This is a genomic window from Streptomyces sp. WAC05292 (assembly GCF_003949955.1).
Classification (GTDB): Bacteria; Actinomycetota; Actinomycetes; order Streptomycetales; family Streptomycetaceae; genus Streptomyces; species Streptomyces globosus.
On record NZ_RPSE01000045.1, the window covers coordinates 1 to 21004 of the forward strand.

A 21004-nucleotide genomic window follows, 5' to 3' on the forward strand; every position below is an offset into this window, starting at 1 on the left:
GACGCCGCCCGGGTTGTCGCCGGTCTTGAGCAGGAACGGCGGGACGACGCCGATCACCACGGCCTTGGAGACCCGCTCCGAGCCGTACGTCCCGAGGTAGCGGGTGACTTCCCCGCTGCCCATGGAGAAGCCGACGAGCACGGCGTCGCGCAGGTCGAGCGTGCCGAGCAGGGTGTGCAGATCGGCGGCGAACGTGTCGTAGTCGTAACCGTCGGCCGGCTGGTCGGAGCGGCCGAAGCCGCGCCGGTCGTACGTGATCACGCGGTGGCCGGCGGCCAGCAGCGCGGCGGTCTGCTTCTCCCAGGAGGCCCCGTTGAGGGGCCAGCCGTGGATCAGCACGACGGGGCGGCCGGCGCCGTGGTCCTCGTAGTACAGGCGGACGGGGGCGCTGTTGCCTTCGGCGACGTCGATAAAGGGCATGGGCAGTCCTTCGGTGCGTTCCGGCCGCCGCTGTGTGCGGACGGCGGGTGTCGGGTGGGAGGGCCGGTGGGCCGTGGGAGGAAGCGGTCGGGGCCGGGACGGCGGGATGCGGCCGGTCCGGCCGGTAAGGGGGCGGCTGAGGGGGTCCGGCCGCCCCCTGGTCGGGGAGGCGGGCGGCCGGACCTGTCCGGGTGCGGCCGCGGTCCTGGGCGGTCTCTAGGCGGCGGGCCGGTGCAGGGCGAGCCGGGTGAGCAGGCCGCCGGCGACCCCCGCGGCGAGTACGGGGACGGTCCACCACAGCGGGTAGGGCGCCAGGCCGAGCAGCCGGTCGAGGGACCAGGCTCCGGGGCCCGTGGCGGCCAGCGCGGCGGCGGCGCCGATGAGGACGAGCGGGTACTCGTAGCCGTCGTTCTGCACCCACAGCCCGTTGGGCCGCTTCACGGTGAGGGCGACGGTCATCACCCCGATGGCCCCCGTCGCGGCGAGCGGCGTCAGCAGGCCGGCGGCGAGCAGCAGCCCCGAGCCGATCTGGCCGCCGCCCGCCGCGAGTGCGGTGAGGACGCCGCCGCGGAACCCGTCGGCCCGGAACTCCTCGGCTCCGCCCGCCAGGCCCCTGCCGCCGAGGTGCGTGCTGACCTTCTGCACGCCGTGGCCCGCGATGAGCAGGCCGACCAGCAGGCGCAGCGCCAGGAGGCCGGTGTCCACGGCGTCAGCCTGCGGCGTGCGCGCCGAGGATGCCCTGCGCGTACACGACGCCCAGGCCGTAGGCCCCCGCGTGTTCCTTGACGACCTCGACGACGGCGCCGTAGGTCTCCTGCCGGGCCCAGTCGCGCTGGAGCTCCAGCAGCACCTGCACCCACGTCACCGGAACGGCGCCGGCGGCCGTCATGCGGGCGATCGCGTGCTCGTGGGCGGCCGGGGTGACCCCGCCGGAGGCGTCGGTGACCACGTACACCTCGTAGCCCTGCGCGAGAGCGGACAGCGCGGGCAGCACCAGGCAGACCTCGGTCCACAGGCCGGACAGGACGATCTTCTTGCGGCCGGTGGCCTTGACCGCCTCGACCAGCGCCTCGTCCTCCCAGGCGTTCATGCTCGTGCGGTCGATCGGCTTCTCGTCGGGGAAGACCGCGGCCAGCTGCGGCAGCAGGGGTCCGGAGAAGGACTCGGCGGCCACGGTGGTCAGGACCGCCGGAACGCCGAAGGCGCGCGCGGCCTTGGCCAGGCCGACCGTGCTGTTGATGATGGCGGTCCGGTCGCCGCTGCCGGTTCCGAAGAACATCTGCGGCTGGTGGTCGACGAACAGCATCAGGGCGTTGTCGGGGGTGAGGAGGTCTGCGCTCGGAGCGGCGTGTACCCGGGTGGCGTCGAACATGGGGGTCCCCTCTGCTGTATGCAGGTCGGCTGACGTGGTCGGGTGCCCGCCGCGCGGTTCCCCGCGCCGGGCACCACCCGAACGTACGGCCGTACCGGCGGGGGGAGTTGACTCTGCGCGCCCGGCAACTGTCCCGGGAGCGCAGAGCGTTCCTGTCCTGGCTCGGCCTGCGGTCAGGCTGTGTCGGTTTCCGTGCGGGTGCGGAGGCGTCCGGTTCGCTCGAGCAGGGAGAGCCGACGGTGTTCGCGGGAGGCCCAGCGCCGGACGCGGTCGGGTTCGAGGGGGGTGCCGTGCCCGACGTGGAGCCGGGTGGGGTTCAGGGCGAGCATCGTGCGCAGGCTGGCGAGGTTGAGCAGCGGGTCGTCGTGGAAGGGAGGGTTGGCCGGCCGGCCCTGGACGAGACCGAAGAAGGAGTTGGCGATCAGGTCGCCGGCGACGAGGTCTCCTTCTCCGGTGAGGACCGAGATCGATCCGGCGGTGTGTCCGGGGGTGGGCATGATGCGTGCTGTGACGCCGAAGTCCTCCAGGTCGGTTTCGCCGGTCACGACCACCTCGGGTTCGAACGGTTCGACCTTGAGGTGCAGGTTCCTGTGCCTGGCCATGAGGCGGCCCATCGGGCCGGTGGGCAGGTAGGGCTCGCGGGCCCGTCCGGTGCGGAAGGGACCGAGGTCGGCGATGTGCCCCGCCACCGGTGCCCCGGTCAGGCGGTGCAGCTCGGCGGCGGCGCCGAAGTGGTCGATGTGGCCGTGCGTGACGATGATCAGGGACACGTCGGCGGGGTCCACCCCGTGTGCGGCGACCTGGTCGTGGATCCTGCGGCCGCTGCCGGGCGTTCCCGCGTCCACGATGACGGGCCGGCGGCCCAGCAGAAGGTACGCGTTGACGGTGTGCCGGCCCATGACCGGTATCGGGATGACCTTGGTTCGGGACACGCTGTTCTCCTCGGGCATGGCGGTCTTCCGCCGCGCGGTGCTCCGCGGGCGGTCGGGGGCGTAAGGACTAGCGGAAGCGGCGCCGGTATTCGGCGGGGGTGGTGCCGAGGCGGCGGCGGAAGGAACGGTGCAGGCTCTCCACGGAGCCGAGGCCGCTGAGGGCGGCGATCTCGGCCAGGCCGCGGCTGCTGTCCTGGAGCAGCCGGCGGGCGGCCTCCAGCCGGACGGATTCGACGTAGGCGGCCGGGGTGATGCCGGTGCGCCGGAGGAACAGCCGGGAGAAGTGCCGCACGCTCACGTGCAGCCGCCCCGCCAGGGCCTGGGCGGAAAGGTCCTCGGTGAGGTGCTCGCCGATCCAGGCGCGCAGGTCGTCGATCCGGTCGCCGGGGTCGGCCGGAACCGTCAGCGGCATGCTGAACTGGCTCTGTCCACCGGCGCGTTTGAGGTACATGACCATCGTGCGCGCGGTGGCCAGCGCGAGTTCCGGTCCGTGGTCCTCGGTGACCATGGCCAGCGCCATGTCCATTCCCGAGGCGATGCCGGCGCAGGTCCACACACGGCCTTCCCGGATGAAGATCGGGTCGGAATCGACCCGGACACGCGGGTGGTCGGCCGCCAGCCGCGCGGCGGTACGCCAGTGGGTGGTGGCGGACAGTCCGTCCAGCAGGCCCGCAGCGGCCAGCAGGTGCGCACCCGAGCAGACGGAGGCCACCCGGTGGCCACCGGGCGCCGCCTCACGCAGCCAGTCGACGATCCCGGCATCGAGCACGGGCTCCACCCCGTGGCCGTCCACGCGGACGGCTCCGGACACCAGGAGCGTGTCCATGCCGCCGCGCGCCTCGTCCAGCGTCAGATCCGCCACCAGCCGGATCCCGCTCGCGGTGGCCACCGGTTCGCCGTCGGAGGTCGCGATGCGGACGGTGTACCCGGGCCGAGCGGTGCCGGCGACCCGGGTGGCCATCGAGAACACCTCGGCCGGGCCGGTGACGTTGAGCAGGTCGACGCCGGGGAAGGTGGCGATGACGACCCTGTGCGGTGGGAGCATGCGCCGATCATTCCGCCCCGCTGTGACGGCCGCAATGACCATGTTCTGTCACATCCGGACACGGAGGTGCGGCTGACCACCGGAGCGGGACTCCTCGCACGGTGAGTACGCCGGCCGGCCATGTCGGTGGGGGAGAGGAACACGGCGTGGAAGCGGGGTCGCATCCGCAGGGTCCGAGACGGCGTGTTCGCCCCGGGGAATCACCGCGCCCGCCGGGCACCGCCCGCTGACCGCGGGCCCGTGAAGAGGAGGCATACCGCCGCCGACCGGGGCGACCGGCCAGCAGACCGGCGAGCCGCGCGCACCTCCCACCGACGTGGACGGAGGCGCCGCCGCTCTGCGCGACTCCGGGACCGCAGGCGCCCGGTGCTGCCGTTCGGCCACGAAACGAGTGCGCCGCCTTCACGACGTACGCCCGGCCCGGCTCCGGCGGCGCGCGGCCGCCACCCCGCCTTGTCACACCCGCCCCTCCCGTATCCGAGCCACACCATCCTCAACTTGCTTGCCTGGAAGGGAGTTTGGCGTGTCCCTGTGTTGACAGGGCCACCGACGGCCCTGCTCTGATGGTGCCCGGCACGCCGGATCCGGGGGAAGGCGGGAAGAGCATGGAGCTGGAGGTTTTGGCGATGGCGGCGAGCACCGCACTGGTGGGCGCCATGTCCACGTCGCTCTGGGAGCGGACGCGGGCGGTCGCCGTCGGCTGGTGGCGGCAGGTCCACCCGGAGCGGGCGGACGTCGTGGACGCCGAGCTGGTCGAGGCCGGCGGTGAACTCGCCGCCGTCCGCGAGGCCGGCGGCGAGGCCGCCGAGGCGGAGCTCGCCGCAGACCTCGTCGCCGAGTGGGAGCGCCGCCTGCGCCGGCTGCTGCTGGCCCGGCCGGGTCTCGCGGACGAGGTCCGGCGGGCGGTGGACGAGCTCACCGCACGGCAGCCGGAGCCCGCGAGCCCGGCCCCGGTACGCCAGGAGGTGAACGTCAGCGACCGCGCAACGGCCTACGTGGCCGGCCGCGACCAGCACTTCGACGGCAGGTGAGCGACATGCCGCAGCCGCCCGACGGACCCCCGGTCCCGGCCTCCGGTCCCGGCCCGGCATCCGACGCCCCCGGCCAGCACATCGATGTCGCCGGCAGTGGCACGGCCTACGTGGCCGGCCGCGACCAGCACCTCCACTTCCCCCGGTCCGGCGGCGCGAACGTGCACCGGGCCGGCGCCGCCGACACGGACTGTCCCTACCCGGGTCTCGCCGCCTTCGGGCCCCAGGACGCGCAGTGGTACTTCGGGCGCGACCGCCTCGTGGCCGAGCTCCTGGAGCGGCTGGCGCAGCGCATCCACACCCCCGGCCTCCAACTGGTCGTGGCTGCGTCCGGGGCCGGCAAGTCCTCGCTGCTGCGCGCGGGCCTGACCCGCGCCGTCTCGGAGGGCCGGCTCCCCGCACGCCGCTCGCGGGACTGGCCGCAGCTGATCATGACCCCGACCGCCGAACCGGTGTCCGCCCTCGACGAGCACCTGCGCACCCTCCCCGGACCCGGCGACCCGGGACGGCGGTTCCTCCTGATCGTCGACCAGTTCGAGGAGCTGTTCACGCTCTGCGACGACGAGAAGCAGCGGGAGGCCTTCGTAGCCCGGCTCGCCGGACTCGCCAACGCCCGGGCGCTGGTCGTCCTCGGCCTGCGCGCCGACTTCTACGGCCACTGCTCCCGCTATCCGCAGCTGCGCGAGGCCGCCCGCGACGGCCAGGTCGTCGTCGGGCCGATGTCCCGGGACGAGATCGAGCAGGCGATCGTCCTGCCCGCCGCCGCGGTGGGCCTCGAACTGGAGCCGGGCCTGGTCGACCTGCTGCTCCACGACCTCGGCATGGCCCTGCCCGGGACTGCCGAGGAGGCCGGCCGGCTGCCGCTCCTCGCCCACGCCCTGCGGGCGACATGGCAGCGGCGCCACGGTCACCTGATGACCGCCGACGGCTACCGGGAGACCGGCGGCATCCACGAGGCCCTCGCCCGGACCGCCGAACGCACCTACGAAGGCCTGGACGCCGCCGGCCGGGCGGCGGCGCAGGACCTGTTCCTGCGCCTCGTGATGATCGGCGAGGACTCCGATCCCGCACGGCGCCGGATCGTCCGTGAAGACCTCGCCGACGGCGGCGCCGAGGCGGTCGTGGAGGCCTTCACCCGCGCCCGCCTCCTCACCCAGGGCCGCACCGCAGGGGAACGGGCACACGACACCGTCGAGATCAGCCACGAGGCACTGCTGCGCGGCTGGCCCCGGTTACGGCAGTGGATCGAGAACGAACGCGCCGGCGGCCTGGTCCGGAGGTCGCTGGTCGAGGCCGCCGAGCGGTGGCGCTCTCACGGACGGGACCCGTCCTTCCTGCACCGCGGAAGCCGCCTCGCGACCGCCCGGGCATGGGCCGAGCATCCGGGAAACCGGCAGTCCGTACCGCCCGGGGTCAGGGAGTTCCTGGCGGCCGCCACGGCACGCGAACGCCGGGGCGTCAGACGGCTCTACCAAGCCGTCGCCGCCCTGACCGCGCTGCTGCTGGCCACCGGAGCCGCCCTGCTCTACGCGGGCGAGCAGCGCGGGCGCGCCGAGGACGAGCGCAACACGGCCCTGGCCAGGCTCCTGGCGACGCGAGCCCCGGACCTGTACGCGGCCGACCCGGGGACGGCAGCGCAACTGGCGGCGGCAGCCTGGACACTGGCACCCAATCCCCAGACCGCCGGTGCGGTGCTCGACCTCGCGGACCGCCCCGCCGCCCGCGTCCTGAGAGTCGGCCACAAGAGCCAGCAGGACTCGATGCGCGATGCCCGCTTCAACTTCGACGGGACCCTCCTCGTCACCAACACCGCCGAAGGCCCCGTCCAGTTGCGGGACGTCGCCACCTTGCGGCTTCTGGACGAGCTGCCGGGTGCCGTGACCGTGCGCTTCCACCCGCGCCGCAACGTCCTGGCCGCAGCCCCGACCGGCGGCGGCCCCGTCCGGCTGTACAGGGTCTCCGCCGAGGGCAGGGCCACCCTCACGGCCGAACTGCCCGAGGGACCCGATCCCTACAGCGTCGTGTTCAACCCGTCCGGCGACATGCTGGCCGTCGGCCAGGCCGACGGCACCCTGCAACTGTGGAACGTGACCGACCCCGCCCGGCCGCGCGCCAACGGAACACCCCTTCGTACCGGTGAGGGCGAGGTGTCGTCCGTGGGCTCCGTCTTCAGCCCGGACGGACGCACCCTGGCCGTCACCCGGTTCGGCAGGCCCGACAGCGTGGTCACGCTGTGGCGGGTGGGCGGCCCCGACACTCCGCCCACCCCGGCCGGCACCCTCGGCGGCCCGGCCGTCCTGGAAGGCGTACGCACCTTCTCCCCGGACGGACGGCTGCTCGCCGGCTTCGGCGTCGCCGCGGACGGCATACAGCTGTGGGACGTGTCGGACCTGGACCATCCGGTGGCCGCGGTGCCTCCCCTCGACAAGACCGGGCACGTCACCTCCGTCCTGTTCGCCAAGGAAGGACGGGTCCTGATCACCGCCGCGCAGGGAGGTCTCGGCGACGCCCGCGGAGGCGTCGTCCAGTTCCGCGACGTGTCCGACCCGGCCCGCCCCAGGCTGCTCGCGCCGGAACTCGCGGGCCAGCCGGAAGCCATCCACCAGCTGACCCTCAGCCCCGACGGAAAGACCCTGGCCGCCGCGGCCGCGGACCACACCGTCCGCCTCTGGGACCTGACCGCCCTGAACCGTCCGGCGCCGCTCCACGCCTCGCGCAGCGGACAGGTGACCGGCGCCTGGGCCGAGTTCGGCCCCGGCGGCAGGTTCCTGACCGACGAGAGCGCGGTGTGGGACACCGCCGACCCTGCACAGCCCCGGCTGGTGGACTCCCTGTACGGGGTGCCCATCGGGACGGACCGACCCGCGCTGGCCCCGGACGGCGCAACGTTCACGGTCGGCCGCGCCACCGGGACGGAGGCGTGGGACGTCCGCAACCCGGTGAGCCCCCGGAAGCTGGCCGTTCCGGACGCGGTCCGCCACGCAGCAGCCACACCTGGCCCGGACGGCCTGCTCCTCTACGAGGCAGAGAGCGGGGTCCACGTCGCCCGCCCCGCCAAGGCGCCGGACGCACTGGGTTTCCTCAAGGGAAGGATGCGGCAGGCGCTGCCGAGTCCCCGAGGCCCCCTCGTCGCCACCGTCGACTTCGACGACCACGTCACACTGTGGGACGTCACCGACGCGGCTGCCCCGGAGCCGCACGGCCCCGGCTTCCAGGTGGCGGGGGCGAAGCAGATGGTCTTCAGCCCCGACGGCCGCACCCTGGCCATAGGCACGTTCACCCACCGGGTCGAACTCTGGGACGTCTCCGGCCCCGGCCGGCCCCGCCTCCTGGGCGGCCCGCTGACCGGCCCCACCAACGAGATCGCGGCCATGGCGGTCAGCCCGGACTCCAGGACCCTCGCCGTGAGCGCCGCTGACGGCTCGCTCAGGCTGTGGGACCTGACGGACCGCGCCGCCCCGGCCCTGCTCGGCCGCCCCCGTGACACGGACGGAAGCGTGACGGCGCTCGCGTTCCGCGATGCAGGGGACACGCTTCTGGCCGTCGTCAAGGGCAGCGGCTCCGACGCGGTCCTCCAAAGCTGGTCTGCCTCCCCGTCAGCAGCCGTCCGGCGGATCTGCGAGGCGACCGGCCCCGGTCCCGACCGCACCCAATGGGAGCGCCACCTCCGGGGTGTGGCGTACGAGCCGCCCTGCACGAAGCCGCCCGCGGCGAGCACCGGACGCGGGTCCGAGTCCCGCGGCTGACTGGATGCCCTGCCGATCAACGGGGCGGCCGCACGACGGCGGGAGGCAGCGGTCAGCCGGCAGCAGCACCAACAAGTGGGGGTCCAAGGGCAGCCGAGTGCGCCGGCGGATCGTGGCAGGCACGAGTTCCGGTCCCCGGCCCCCGTGGCACCTGAATCACGCATGACAACGTTCCGGGCTTCGTGCCGGGCCGCGCAGGCGGAGGCCCGTGACGTTGCCGTCGAGGTGGCCCTCCCCGACTCGCGTGGATGTCGCGGGGTTCCTTGCGGCCGCGCACGCCAAGGCGCCCGGCGTCGACCGGTGCTGTTCCCTTCCTTCTGTCCGCGCAGGGCGCCGTGCGGCGGCCGGTTCGGCGGCCGGGGTGCCTGCCGCGCGGCTCGTGCCGGCCCGACCCCGGATCCGTGAGGTCGTGTCCGGTGCGGTGCCGTGGACGATCCCGGTGCCGATCGCCGGACGGCGCGGGTACGGGCGGCGCCGGCGGTGACATCGAGTTGACAGGCGTGTCGTACCCCTCATGGACCCGCATGCCGCGTTGCGCGGCGGCACAGGGCCGACTACGCGCCCCGCGTGCGGCATGCCCGGAAGGCTGCACGCAGTCCAGCGCATCTGACCGGGAGCCCTGGGCGTGCGGGGCCGCCACGGTTTCCGTGAGGCGGAGAGGGGCAAGCGGACGGGGGAGGTGGGCATGAACACTCGTACGCTTTCGTTTCCTTGGCGCGCCAGGGCGCGTGGTGTGGTGAACGGTTCGGCGGTCGGCATCGCGGCACGATGGGGCTTCGCCGCCAGGGGCGTCCTGTATGTGCTCGTCGGGCTGATCGCCCTGCGGATCGCCTTCGGTGACTCGGGCGGGCAGGCCGACCGGGGCGGTGCGCTGGCCGTGCTGTCGGCTCAGCCGCTGGGGTCGGTCCTGCTGTGGGCCCTGGGGGCGGGTCTTGTCGGGATGGCCGTCTGGCGCCTGTCGGAGGCCCTGTTCGGTGGCGCCGGCGAGGGCGGGCACAAGGCGCGCAAGCGCCTGGCGTCGGCGGCGCGCTGCGTCTTCTACGCGTTCGTCGCGTACTCGGTGCTGAGGTTCGCCGCCGGCGAGAGTAGCGGCAGCGGCTCCGGCGATCAGCAGTCCAAGGACGTCACCGCCCAGGCACTGGACCTGCCTGCCGGCCGGTGGCTGGTGGGCCTCGCCGGAGTCGGCATCGTCGTCGCCGGCGTGTGGATCGCCGGCCGGGCCGCGCTGCGCAAATACCACAAGCACCTGAAGCTCGGCGCGATGTCCCGGAAGGAACGGAGGTTCACGGACGTCACGGGGGTCGTCGGGGGAGTGGCACGCGGCCTCGTCTTCGCAGTCGTCGGCGTCTTCGTCACGCGCGCCGCCCTGACCTACGAGCCGAACGAGGCCAAGGGCGTCGACGACGCCCTCCGCTCCTTCGCCGAGATGCCAGCGGGCCCGTGGCTGCTGGCTCTCGTCGCCGCGGGCCTGGCGTTCTTCGGGCTCTTCTCCTTCGCGATGGCACGGTGGCGCCGGGTATGACCGGCTGCCGCCGTGCACCACGCCCTCACCCGGCACCGGAACGGGCTTGCCGACCACGCGCGCTGCCTGCTCAGCACCGGCACAGACCCGAACGCGACCGCGTACCGGACGCGCTGAACACATGGGGCCACGAGCCCCCCACCCTGGAGAACACGAACGACATGTGGGCGAGCAGCGGGACAGGCGACTGCGCCGAAGCCCCGAGTGAGCCGTCACTCAACGTACGGGCTTCACGGAATCCGTTCAGCGGCTCGGAAGGCGCCCGGATCCGGCCGGGCCCGTCGTTCACGGAAAGCGGGTCAGGGCAGTCGGCCGGCAGGATCTGCCAGCCGTGCTCGGGCTGCGGCTTTCACCGCGGTCGTCTCCATCGGATCATCGCGCCGTACAGCAATCCGTCCCAGGGTCTCCGGACTCGTGGGTGCCGAGGTGATCCCCATCAGCCGCGTTGTCTCCTCGCAGTCCCACAGGGCCTCGGCGTACAGGTGCTCCAAGCCATCCCGGTTGATGGCGGCGAGGGCTTCCAGGTATGCGGCCCGCTCATGGGAGTGCGGGGTGTGCAGCAAGAAGGGTCGCAGGTAGGGCACCTCCCCGGCGGCGTCGGGTCCGAACCGGGCCAGGCGCCGGGCCGTCCGGTCGGGACCGCACCAGGCTCGCGCCGTCCCCTGTTCGACCAGTTCCTTCACGACCCCGGCAAAGCCTCGGGGCCGGGATGGCCGGCCAGGACGTCCGCGCCCGGCAGAGCCGGCCAGGGGCGGTCCTCCTGTATTGAAGCCACACGTATCCCGAGCTGAACGGAGCCCAGGCTGGCCCGAGAGGAAGCCGGGTACGGAGATGCTCGGCAAGGACCAGACCGGGCAGGTGCCGTGAGGGAGTTCCTCCGCCCAGTCCGCAGCCAGGTCGTCGACGTCGAAGACGCACGCGCTTCGGCAGGGCCGCACCGGGCGCCTCCTCCCAGGCCCTGTACCTGAGGTGCACCGTCAAGGACACCACCGGCGGCATCGGCGTCATCACCGGCGACCCCAATGTCTTCAGGCGCGTGTACGCCGGCACCGACGGCCGCGGCCTCCAGTACGGCGCCCCCTCCTGACCGACACCCGACGGCTACAGCGGGGACCCCGGCGGCAGCCAGCGGTACGCGGTCCGGGCCTCCGCCTCCAGCCAGCCGTTCACGCTCGCCAGTCCGCGCTCGTTGATCTGTGCGTCGTGGATGCCGACTGCACGCTCCGGCCCCACCTCGCGCACGAAGTCGATGGCCTCGCTCACCCGCATCCAGGGGGCGTGCAACGGCACCAGCAGGGTCTCCACCGGGACCTCGGGCACATGGAGGCAGTCCCCGGGGTGGTAGAGGCCGTCCTCGACCACATAGCCGAGGTTCGTGCAGTCCGGCACGTCTCCGTAGATCGTCGCGTGCCTGCCGCCGTGCGCCGTGATCCGGTACCCGGCGGCGGTGAACGCCTCCCCGGCGCTCACCCCGACGGTGTCGAGCCCGGGCAGGACCGCCCCCTTGGGGGCGTACACGGGCACGCCCAGACCGGCCAGCCGCAGCACATCGACGTGGTCGGCGTGCTCGTGGGTCACCACGACCGCGTCCGCCCCGCGCAGCGCCTCGGGCTCGCTCCAGACGCCCGGGTCGATGACCAGGACGCCGTGGCCCTCACGCTCCAACCGGACACAGGAATGGGTGTACTTGACGACGCGCATGCGTCTGACGCTACGTCCCGGCACCTGTGCCAGGCAACGCTCCACCCGACCGAGCCGGAAGGCGGGCCGCGACCGCGGGGCCGCCGCCTCGGCAGGAGGGGGGCGCCGATACCCTCCCGAGCCCGAGCCGCGCAACCCACGCGACGCCCGATCCCGACCGGGACCAGGCTCCCAGGCCTCCACCCGGCGGCGGACGGGCCAACCCCCGGGCCGATCGGGGGCGCAGGGGATGGTCCGAAGCGCCCCCGCGCGGCGAGGGTGGGGCCCATGAACACGCACAAGGCACTGCTCGCCGCCCTCCTCCTCCCGCTCGGCGCCACCCTGGCCATCGCCCCGGCCGCCTCCGCCACCCCCTCTGCGCCGCCCGCCGCATCGGCCTCCGCCGACGCCGCCGCGTTCCGCTCCCCCGAGGCGGCCCTCGGCCGGGCGGCGCACCCGCTGCACACCACCGACCCCCGCGGCAGCCTGGCCGACCTGCGCCCGTTCGGCCGGATGGTCGGCGACGCCCGGGTGGTGGGCCTGGGCGAGGCCACCCACAGCTCGCATGAGTTCCTCACCGTCAAGCACCGGGTCTTCCGGTACCTGGTCGAGGAGAAGGGCTTCCGGGCCTTCGCCCTCGAAGCCCCGTGGAGCACGGGACTGCGGCTCGACGCCTACCTCCTGCGTGGCGAGGGCGACCTGACGCAGATCATGGACGAGGAGTTCCAGGGCACCTACCGCTGGTGGAACAACGCCGAGTACCGCGACCTGCTCCAGTGGATGCGCGCGTACAACACCCAGCACCCGAAGGACCCCGTCCGCTTCGTCGGCGACGACGGCGGGTTCGCCGGTGCCGGGCTGTACGACGAGGTCAGCGCGTACGCGGCCGCGGCCCGCCCCGACCTCGCCCCGCGCCTCACCGAGCTGTACCGGGGCCTGCGTCCCGCCACGGACGCGGAGGCGTACGTCACCGACTACCTGTCGAAGCCGCTGGCGGAACGCAAGCAGCTCGCGGAGCGGACCGGGCGGGCGGTGGACCTGCTCAAGCAGCGTCCCGGCACGGGCGCCGACGCCGACGCGCACGCCTGGGCCGTCCAGCACGCCACCGCGATCCACCAGATGACCACGCTGTACGCCTTCGACTGGGACGACCCCCGGCGCATCGGCGACGCCATGCTCCACCGGGACCGGGTCATGGCGGACAACGTCGCCTGGTGGCAGCAGCGGACCGGCCACAAGATCGCCCTCGCCGCCCACAACAGCCACATCGCCCTCAACAGCTACGCTCCCGGCACCTACCCGAAAGTCCAGGGCGGATTCCTCCGCGACCGGCTGGGCGCCGGCTACCTGAGCGTCGGCCTCACCTTCGACCGAGGCTCGTTCAACGCCTTCGACCAGGGCGGCGCCGTCCGCCGCTTCACCGTCGGCCCGGCCGCACCCGGCACCGCCGAGCACACCCTCGACCGGGTACGGTTCCGCGACTTCGTGGTGGACCTGCGCAGCGCCCCGGCGGCGGCCCGCACCTGGCTCGCCGCACCGCACACCGTCAAGAACATCGGCGCCACCTACCCCGGCATCGCGGACGCCCCGCAGATCCGACTCGCGGAGTCCCACGACCTCGTGATCCACCTCCACCAGGTGGAGGCGGCCCGCATGCTGAAGTAGCCCCGCCAGAAAGGGCATCCGGGCGCTGGCGGCCAGGGTGGCCGCGGCCCGTGCGGGCGCCGATCCCCGGCGCGAGTCATCTTCCGGGGCCTGGATGTATTCGCGCTCCCGGGCCGCGAGCTGGTGCAGCGCATGGGCGAGTACGAGCCACCAGCATCGTCTTCTCCTCCACCGCCAGATGACAGCCCAGGGCCGGAAGCGATCCGTTCGGCTGACGTGCGGGCGCCACACCTGGTTCAATCGGCGGAAGGGGCAGCGGTGTACCTCGGGGGGATGTGACGTGGTCTCGACGGGTGGGCCGAGCGATCCTAAGAGCGCCCCCTGCGCATCGGTCTCCCGTCGGCTCCAGTCGCTGCGTGCGCTCGCCGAGCATCCCCGTACGCCGCCTGCGGAGCGCGAGTTGGCGGCGGCCATGGCAGCCGCGCTCATGAAGCGGTACGGATTGGGGGCGCCCGGGCGGCAAGACGGGATCATCGCGGTCCGGATCGAGCCGGACAAGACGGTGGAGATCCTGGTACTGGACCCGGACGCCGAGCGGGCCACCCGGCAGATCGCCGACCTCATGGGCCGGCAGGGCGGCGCGCCCCTGCGCTGGAACGTCCATCGGCTGGACGCACGGGGGCTGAACCCCGGGGTCGCCGTGTGGCGCGAGGTGGGCACGCCTCCCGGGCAACACGCCGTGAACTTCATGGCCAGCAACATCGTCCGCCGCGGTGGCAGCATCGGCGGATTCGGGAGCATCTGCGGAACGGCCGTCGTCACCGGGTACGACACCGGGACCGGCGCAGTCGTCTCCATCCCGCTGGAGACCCTGGAGCACCTCCTGGAGACGGAGGCCTACCGCGACGCCACCGCCCAGCTACGACGCTGGCGTGTCGAACGCGGCATCAGCACCCGCCCCGCGGCGACGCACCCGCGCCCCACCGCACTTCGGGTGCCGAGCGTAGAGGAAGCCGGCTGGATCGCCCGGTGCGCCCCCTGGGAGGCCAGGCTCCAGGCAGAGATCTGGGTCGAGGGCGAGTGGGCCGACCTCGTCGAGTGCGAGGACACCCGCGCCATCTGCCGTCGACACGGCTCCGGCTGCCGGGAGTGCCCGGCCGGTGGAGCGTGGGACTGGCAACCGCCGCCCACCGTGAAGAGCCTGCTCGCCGGCCTGGCCGCCCATGACCTGACCTGTGACTTCCCTCCGCATTCGCTCACGGTCGGGCCCGGTGCCTACCGCCACGGGCGCCCGCCGGAGCACGGCGGGTTCAGCGGGCTGACGGTATTGACCGTGGAGGAGGTGTGCGCGCTCAAGGGCCGTCCTCCGCACGAGGCCCGCCTGTGCTCCCAGATCTGGTACGCCGGGAGCCGCAGGCCGCGGATGACGAATGAGCACGTCGGCTTGTCGGCGGCCTGCGTACGGCACGGGGCCGCCTGCCGCACGTGCACCGCCCGCGATTGGGAGTGGAAGGCCCTCCCCGGCCCGGACACCCTCACGGAGTTCGCCGGTGCCCACTCGCTGGAACCGGTGTTCCCGCCCGCCGCCCTCCACGTCCGCGCCGGCGCGTACCATGCGCGGCCCCGCCCGCGAGAGAATCGAGAAGAGACCGCATGACCTCACATGTCCCTTCCCCCGCAGACGCCGCTGCCAGGGCCAAGGCCAATGCCAACGGCGATGCCGCCGCCAATGCCGATGCCGCAGCCGACTCCCTCGCCCGGGCCCGCTCGGCCGGCGACCGGAGCGCGGAGGCACGGGCGCTGTGCGACCTGGGAACGGAGCTGATCCGGGTCGGCCGGGCGGGCGAGGGTCGATACCTGTGCCGTCGTGCCGCCGGTATGGCCGCCGAGGCCGGCGACAGGCAGACCGAGGAGGCGGCGCTCGGCGCGCTCGGCCACACCCTCGCCGAGCTCGACGCGCTCGGGCAGCGGTGGCGGGCAGTGCTGCTGGCAGGCGGGGACGAGACCGGCTTCTTCGGGAGCCCCGCCGCCGCCCGGTCCGACCGGTCGTACGCGACGGGCGAGCGCCCGGACGACGACCCCTTCAGACTCACCGGCGACCTGGTCGTCGAGCTCGCCTGCGGCTACGTCGCGGTGAAGTTCCTCGGGCCGTTCGTGGAGAGCTTCGCGGGCAAGCTCGGCGAAACGCTCGGAGAGTCGGCGGTCGCCGCAGCCGGCCGGCTGCGGCTGCTGTGGGACCGTCGCAGTGCCCGCCGGGACTTCGACGTCGTTATGCCCGGTGAGCGTACGACGCTGGTCCTCCCGGAGCACTTCGACGATGCCGCGCGACTCGCCGCCATCGACCTCGACCTCGAGGCGGACGGCGTGCGCGGAGCGGAACTGCACTGGGACGCCGACGCCGGCACCTGGAACCCGGCGAACACCTGACCGCGACGTCTCCTAGGACGGGGGCACGGATGTCCGAGCAAACGGTATGCGACACCTGCGGCACGGAAACCCGGCGGTCCGACGGCTATCAGCTGCCGACCAAGCATGTGGTGATGTCCGAGGCCTACTGGCGCAGCGTCTTCCGCACGCCGGCCGGCATGGCGCGCGCCCTGGGCAGGGACGAGAACGCCCAGGCCCGCGCCTTCGAGCGGCTGATCAGCCACTCCGCGAACAGCGCCACCCCCTGGCTGGTCTGCGAGGCGTGCAGCGAATGGTTCGTCTTCGACCGCGCGGCCGCCCGCGGGCACGCGCTGCGCAACGGCATCCCCGAGGGCTCGGGCGCCGTCGAGCTCGGGGAGTTCGCGCCCTTCGCCGCCGCCGCGTGGGAGTACGTCGTCGGTCGCTGGCCGGCCAGTGTCCAACAGCCGCCGGTAGGCGACACATGCGATCTGTGCGCGAAGAAGATCTATCGGGGCGAGCTGGCCGGCTGGCTCGGGGTCGAGGCGGCGGAGGCGTATCTGGCGTCCGGAGTCCTGCAGACGCCGCCGTTGACCCCGCCTCGCCCGGACCGGAAGGGCTGGCTGTCGTGCGGGGTCTGCATGAGCCGCGTCCAGGCCCGGGCGCAACGGGCGCGGGGCGACCGGTGAGCTCCGAACCAGCGCGCGCAGAAAAGCTGTTCGAACAGGGCAAGGCCCTCTTCCTGCGCGGACGGTACCAGGACGCCGTGCGCCTGCTCGCCGCCGCCACGGAGTCGGCCCCGACCTCGGTGGTCTGCCAGTTCATGCTGGGCGCCGGCAGGTTGAACAGCGGCGACACCGCGGGCGCCTTGTATCCGCTCGCGCTGTGCGTGTACCTCGACCCCGAGCACGCGAGCGGCCGGTTCGCCCTCGGGGTGGCGTTGCGCGAGCTCGGCCAGCCCGAGCAGGGAGCCGTCCACGTCGCGTACGCGGCCTACCGGGGGCACCCGCAAGCTGCCGCCCATTTGCATGAATTGGCTCTGACGCACTGCCCCGACTGCGGCAGCCCCGTCACGTCGCGGGCGGCCCGCTGCGAGGGCTGCGCGGGCACCCCGCGGGAGATCAGCGCACCGCGCCCGCGGACCTGGAGTTGGTCCCACCTGCGCGCCGAGGATGCCCGCTCGCGGTGGACGCTGCCGTACGAGCGGTTGGCCGACGTCGGCCGTGGCCACCTCTCCCGCTACACGAGCTACGGCGATCCCCGCGAGATCGACGACGCCCTCGCGTACCTGGAGTTGGCCGCGGCCACCGCCTCCGCCGCCGACCGCCCCGCTCGCCTCACCGAACTCGGCAGCGCCTACCGCCGGCGCTTCACCTGCCACGGGCTGCCCGCGGACCTGGACCACGCGATCGACTGCCACGAAGAGGCCCTGGACCAGGCCGCCGCCGACGCCCCCGAACAGGTGATGATCCTCGCCAACCTCGGCGTCGCCTACGGGTCCCGCCACGAGTCCACCGCGGCCGCCGCCGACCTGGAACGGGCCATCCACTTCCTGGAACGGGCGATGGCGGCGCCCACCGGGGATCCGGACGAACACGTGGCCGCGATGGCCAGCGTAGGCGTCTTCTACGAGCGCCGCCATCAAGCAGGCGGCGACGAAGCCGACCTCGACCGCTCGATCGCACTCCAGAACGCCGTCGTCGACTCCTCCCCACGCGAGCATCCCCGATACGCCGGCCGCATGGCCAACCTCACGATCGCCTACCTGAACCGCTACGAACGTCACCACCGCCTCCCCGACCTGGAACGGGCCCGGCTCCTTGCCGACCGCGCAGTGGCGGCGACGCCGCCCGACAGTCCGGACCTGCCGATCCGGCTGGCCACACGAGGCAGCACCCGGCTGCAGCTCCATCTGGCATACCTGGCAGACGAGCCGGAAGGCACGCGTGACCAGCAACTGAGCCGCGCGCTCGACGACCTGCGGCGCGCGCTGGACGCCCTGCCCGATGGTCAACCGCACGTGCCCGTCGTCCTCGCCGAGCTGGTCAGGGCACACCTCGTCCCAGGGGCGGGGCACATGGCGCCCGACCGCCGGACGTTGGAGGCATGGGAAGCGCGGCTCGAAGCAGCGCGCGGGGCCACGCCGAGTAAACGGGCCGTGGCCGGGCGGAATCTGGGCGTACTCGCCAACTCCCTGGGTGAGTACGACGTGGCCGCTCGCGTGCTGGACGCCGCCATCGCGCTGACCCCGGCCACACCACTGCGCGGCACCGGCTGGACCGACCGGGAGCGGCGGGTCGCCGAGCCTCGGGGCCTGGCCAGCCAGGCGTTCGCCGCGCACTGCGCCCTCGGGGAACCGCTCCAGGCAGTCCAACAGGCCGAGAAGGGCCGCGGCATTCAGCTGGCGACCCTGCTCGACGCCCATGACGACCTCGTCGACCTGCAGCGAGAACTGCCCTGGCTGGCACGGCCATTCCGACAGGTGCGCAAGGAGCTGGCCGCGGGGTCGGCGGCCGAGGCCGTGCTGTGGGACCGATACGGGCAGCTGGTCGACCAGATCCGCGAGCACGCCCGGTTCACCCGATTCCTCATGACACCGCACGTCGAGGAGCTGCGACGGGCCGCGAGCGGCGGCACGGTCGTCGCCGTCAACTCCGCGCGCAACAGGGCTGACGCGATCCTGGTCGGCCACGAGGGCGAACTCCGCCATGTGCCGCTGGAGCACCTCACTGCCGATGACGTGGAGGCACAGGCCGAGGCGCTGTCCGGATCCGCTCGTGCCGGGCGGCGCGACAAGGCCATGGCGGACCGGCTCGGCTGGTTGTGGGACACGGTCGTCGGGCCGATCGCGGACGCGCTTCCCCCGGGTGCCGGGCCGAGCCGGGTCTGGTGGATGCCCATCGGGCTGCTCGGGATGTTCCCGCTACACGCTGCCGGCCATCCCGGTCGACCCGGTGCTCTGGACGCGTTCGTGTCCTCGTACACCCCGACACTGCGTATCCTCGCCCACGCCCACGACCACCCCGCGACGGCGCCCCGACGGCAACTGACCGTCGCCCTGCCGAGCACACCCGGCCTGCCGGGGCTGCCCGGTGCCCTCACCGAAGCTCTCGACCTGCACCGACGCCGTCCCGACCAGCCGCCACTGCTCAACGAGGACGCCACCACGAGCCAGGTCGCGGCCGCACTGTCCACCGCCACCTGGGCACACTTCGCGTGCCACGCGCTCGCCGACCGCACCGCGCCCTCGCGCGGCGGGCTGTGCCTGAGTGACGGAATGCTCACCATCCCGGAGATCAGCCGGCTCGCCGTGGCCGATGCGCAGCTCGCCTACCTGTCGGCATGCTCCACCAGCCTCCGCAGCCAGGAGCACGTAGACGAGTCGCTGAACCTCGCCTCCGCCTTCCAGCTCGCCGGTTTTCGGCACGTCATCGCGAGCCTGTGGCCACTGGCCGACACCTTCGGCGCGGTGGCGGCCCGCACCTTCTACACCGAACTGTCCGAAACCGCCGACGACGCCGCCGCAGCGCTGCACCGTACGACGCTCATCATGCGGGACCGCTACCAGGACCAGCCCGACCTGTGGGCCTCGCTCGTCCACAGCGGCCCGTAGACCCACGCGTGGCGCAGGAGAGCCGACAGCAGCTCCATCCGCTCCGGGGTCAGCGGCGCCGCCCGGCTGCGCTGGTTGCTGATCCAGGCCCCGAGCCTGAGCTCCCGCTGTTTCTGGTCTTCGCCGTCACCGCAGACCACGATCGTCTCGATGTGCTTGCGTGGCACGCGGAGGTGTCGACATCCGTACGACCGGCGACCTCGCTGGGCCCCCGCGCGCTGCAGCTGCAGATCTCCTGCGCCCCCTCGACCTTGAGCCGGACACGTGGCAGGACCTGCCGAACCGGATCGCCGGGGCGCTCTACGGTGCACGGATCGGCTGGACCGTCTCAGGCGAACTCGGGCCTTCTCCGGAGGCGCTTCTGGATGACGTCGAGAACGTGGAGCTGGTCGACCTTGACCATCTGCACCACCCTGACCAGCAGCCGTGACGTGCCGGCCCGTCCTTCGCCTCTGCCGGGCGCGGTGCCCGGCACGACATCGGGCACTGCGCCCGGCGCCGTAGCCGATGAAGGCCGCGCGCACCGGCTGAACGCCGAGGTCGCGGCGCGCCCCGGGAGCTGCCGGTGCCGCTGCCCGGCCGCGTTGCCCGGGTCCTGGAGCCCACCGCCCGCCAGAGCCCGGGCCCGGAGCACGCGCGGGAGCCGGCCCGGTGGGCCGACCCGCGTGTCACCCCGTTCTTCCTTCCGTCCCGCCGCCTGGCTGCCGGTCCTCTGGGAGCACGCGCCGCACCTGCTGCTACCCGGGCCCCGGCCGGCGGGGTGTGGCCGCCCGGCGTGCCGCCCGCGGTCCCGGACTGCTCCCGCCGGCCCTGGTTCGTACGGTGCCCGCAGGGTAGGGTGGCCGCCCGCCAGCAGTGGTGTTCCCGCCGGAGAGGTGGACGCCATGCCCGGCCACCGACTGGACCTGCGCGGTGCCCGCCCCGGCCCGTGACTGCGACTGGATCCTCGTGGTCGAGCTCCTGCTGAAGGAGACCGTCGGGGCCGAGCACGCAGCCGCCGCGTTCGCCGCACCGGCCCGGCCGCCCGCGCCCGCCCCGCCGCTCAGTACCCCGCCTCCTGCGGACCGGCGTCGGCCTGCTGCTGCTCGACGACCCCGGCGATGGGGAACGGACGGCCCTCGCCGAGGCCGCCCGGATGCCTGACCACCTGGTGGGCGCCTGCTGCGGGAACTCGTGGCGCGTGTCCACCCGGACGGTCCCGGCGCCGGGACGCACCCGCAGGTACGCGTGATCCGCGCCGTCGTCGCGGCTCGGCCGGCAGACAGCTCAGCCGAGTAGGGCGTGTATGCGCTGGGTGTCGGAGGGGAGGAAGCGATCAGGCTTCCGAACGGAGCTGGTGGCGGTCTGCGCGCGGACCGCGGACAGGCTGGACTAGAGGATGATCATGGCTCGTGGCACGGTGAAGTGGTTCAACGCCGAGAAGGGCTTCGGTTTCATCGCCCAGGGCGGGGGAGGCCCGGACGTCTTCGCGCACTACTCGAACAATGCCGGGGGCGGCTGCCGGGAGCTGCGCGAGGGCGAGTCGGGGGTCTCATGCCCTACAGGGCGCCGTAATGACTCAGCCGGGGGACGCCCGGATGCGTGGAGCGGCTGCGGAGTCGCTGTGGTCCTCGGATCCTGCGGGTATGGAGACGGGTGAGGCTGTGCCGGAAG

The 21004-nt window shown here is 73.4% G+C and carries 18 protein-coding genes; 9 read left to right on the forward strand and 9 right to left on the reverse strand.

The window, feature by feature from the left end; all coding sequences use genetic code 11:
- From EF903_RS08345 to EF903_RS08365, 5 genes are all read right to left on the reverse strand, one after another.
- Positions 1-420: alpha/beta fold hydrolase (locus EF903_RS08345; RefSeq protein WP_148142510.1), on the reverse strand; the 420-nt coding region annotated here is incomplete at its 3' end.
- 216 nt (positions 421-636) lie between these two features.
- The gene (locus tag EF903_RS08350; protein WP_125542418.1) at positions 637-1125 is read right to left on the reverse strand and encodes a DoxX family membrane protein; all 489 of its coding nucleotides are present in this window, start codon (positions 1123-1125) and stop codon (positions 637-639) included.
- A 4-nt stretch (positions 1126-1129) separates the two neighbouring features.
- Entirely contained in the window at positions 1130-1792 is a 663-nt protein-coding gene (locus tag EF903_RS08355) for a hydrolase (RefSeq protein WP_125542420.1), read from the reverse strand.
- 173 nt (positions 1793-1965) lie between these two features.
- Positions 1966-2724, reverse strand: coding sequence for an MBL fold metallo-hydrolase (locus tag EF903_RS08360; RefSeq protein ID WP_125542422.1), 759 nt, complete (start codon positions 2722-2724; stop codon positions 1966-1968).
- A 67-nt stretch (positions 2725-2791) separates the two neighbouring features.
- Positions 2792-3769 (reverse strand): GlxA family transcriptional regulator, encoded by a 978-nt coding sequence (locus EF903_RS08365; RefSeq protein ID WP_125542424.1) that lies wholly within the window; start codon positions 3767-3769, stop codon positions 2792-2794.
- A 605-nt stretch (positions 3770-4374) separates the two neighbouring features.
- Here EF903_RS08365 and EF903_RS08370 point away from each other — a divergent pair.
- The 3 genes from EF903_RS08370 to EF903_RS08380 all read left to right on the forward strand — a co-directional run bounded on the left by EF903_RS08370 (position 4375) and on the right by EF903_RS08380 (position 10068).
- Positions 4375-4800: a hypothetical protein gene (locus tag EF903_RS08370; RefSeq protein ID WP_125542426.1), complete on the forward strand. Its 426-nt coding sequence runs from the start codon at positions 4375-4377 to the stop codon at positions 4798-4800.
- A gap of 5 nt (positions 4801-4805) precedes the next feature.
- The gene (locus EF903_RS08375; protein WP_125542427.1) at positions 4806-8546 is read left to right on the forward strand and encodes an AAA family ATPase; all 3741 of its coding nucleotides are present in this window, start codon (positions 4806-4808) and stop codon (positions 8544-8546) included.
- A gap of 685 nt (positions 8547-9231) precedes the next feature.
- Positions 9232-10068, forward strand: a complete 837-nt coding sequence (locus tag EF903_RS08380) for a DUF1206 domain-containing protein (protein ID WP_125542429.1) — start codon at positions 9232-9234, stop codon at positions 10066-10068.
- Between the two features lie 299 nt (positions 10069-10367).
- On the opposite strand, the gene EF903_RS08385 is transcribed toward EF903_RS08380, so the two are convergent.
- A complete protein-coding gene (locus EF903_RS08385; RefSeq protein ID WP_125542431.1) occupies positions 10368-10751 on the reverse strand; it encodes a hypothetical protein in 384 nt (127 codons plus the stop codon).
- A 418-nt stretch (positions 10752-11169) separates the two neighbouring features.
- Positions 11170-11769: an MBL fold metallo-hydrolase gene (locus EF903_RS08390; protein WP_125542433.1), complete on the reverse strand. Its 600-nt coding sequence runs from the start codon at positions 11767-11769 to the stop codon at positions 11170-11172.
- 267 nt (positions 11770-12036) lie between these two features.
- On the opposite strand from EF903_RS08390, the gene EF903_RS08395 reads away from it, so the two are divergent.
- The 5 genes from EF903_RS08395 to EF903_RS08415 all read left to right on the forward strand — a co-directional run bounded on the left by EF903_RS08395 (position 12037) and on the right by EF903_RS08415 (position 19351).
- Positions 12037-13413, forward strand: coding sequence for an erythromycin esterase family protein (locus EF903_RS08395; RefSeq protein ID WP_125542435.1), 1377 nt, complete (start codon positions 12037-12039; stop codon positions 13411-13413).
- Positions 13414-13591: 178 nt separating this feature from the next.
- Entirely contained in the window at positions 13592-15010 is a 1419-nt protein-coding gene (locus EF903_RS08400; RefSeq protein ID WP_260614961.1) for a DUF2786 domain-containing protein, read from the forward strand.
- On the forward strand, positions 15007-15780 hold the full coding sequence (locus EF903_RS08405) for a hypothetical protein (RefSeq protein ID WP_125542439.1): 774 nt from the start codon (positions 15007-15009) through the stop codon (positions 15778-15780). Before EF903_RS08400 ends, EF903_RS08405 begins: the two co-directional genes overlap by 4 nt.
- A gap of 113 nt (positions 15781-15893) precedes the next feature.
- Positions 15894-16427 (forward strand): hypothetical protein, encoded by a 534-nt coding sequence (locus EF903_RS08410; protein ID WP_125542441.1) that lies wholly within the window; start codon positions 15894-15896, stop codon positions 16425-16427.
- The gene (locus EF903_RS08415; RefSeq protein WP_125542443.1) at positions 16424-19351 is read left to right on the forward strand and encodes a CHAT domain-containing protein; all 2928 of its coding nucleotides are present in this window, start codon (positions 16424-16426) and stop codon (positions 19349-19351) included. Before EF903_RS08410 ends, EF903_RS08415 begins: the two co-directional genes overlap by 4 nt.
- Here EF903_RS08415 and EF903_RS08420 read toward each other — a convergent pair.
- Entirely contained in the window at positions 19300-19518 is a 219-nt protein-coding gene (locus EF903_RS08420; protein WP_399420394.1) for a helicase associated domain-containing protein, read from the reverse strand. The two genes, EF903_RS08415 and EF903_RS08420, sit on opposite strands and share 52 nt — an antisense overlap.
- 161 nt (positions 19519-19679) lie before the next feature.
- Positions 19680-19838, reverse strand: a complete 159-nt coding sequence (locus EF903_RS33875; protein ID WP_185902577.1) for a hypothetical protein — start codon at positions 19836-19838, stop codon at positions 19680-19682.
- Positions 19839-20735: 897 nt separating this feature from the next.
- Between EF903_RS33875 and EF903_RS08430 the strand changes: the two genes are divergently transcribed.
- Positions 20736-20990 carry a cold-shock protein gene (locus tag EF903_RS08430; RefSeq protein WP_125542447.1) on the forward strand — a complete coding sequence of 85 codons (255 nt, stop codon included), beginning with the start codon at positions 20736-20738 and terminating at the stop codon, positions 20988-20990.
- Positions 20991-21004 lie beyond the last annotated feature (14 nt).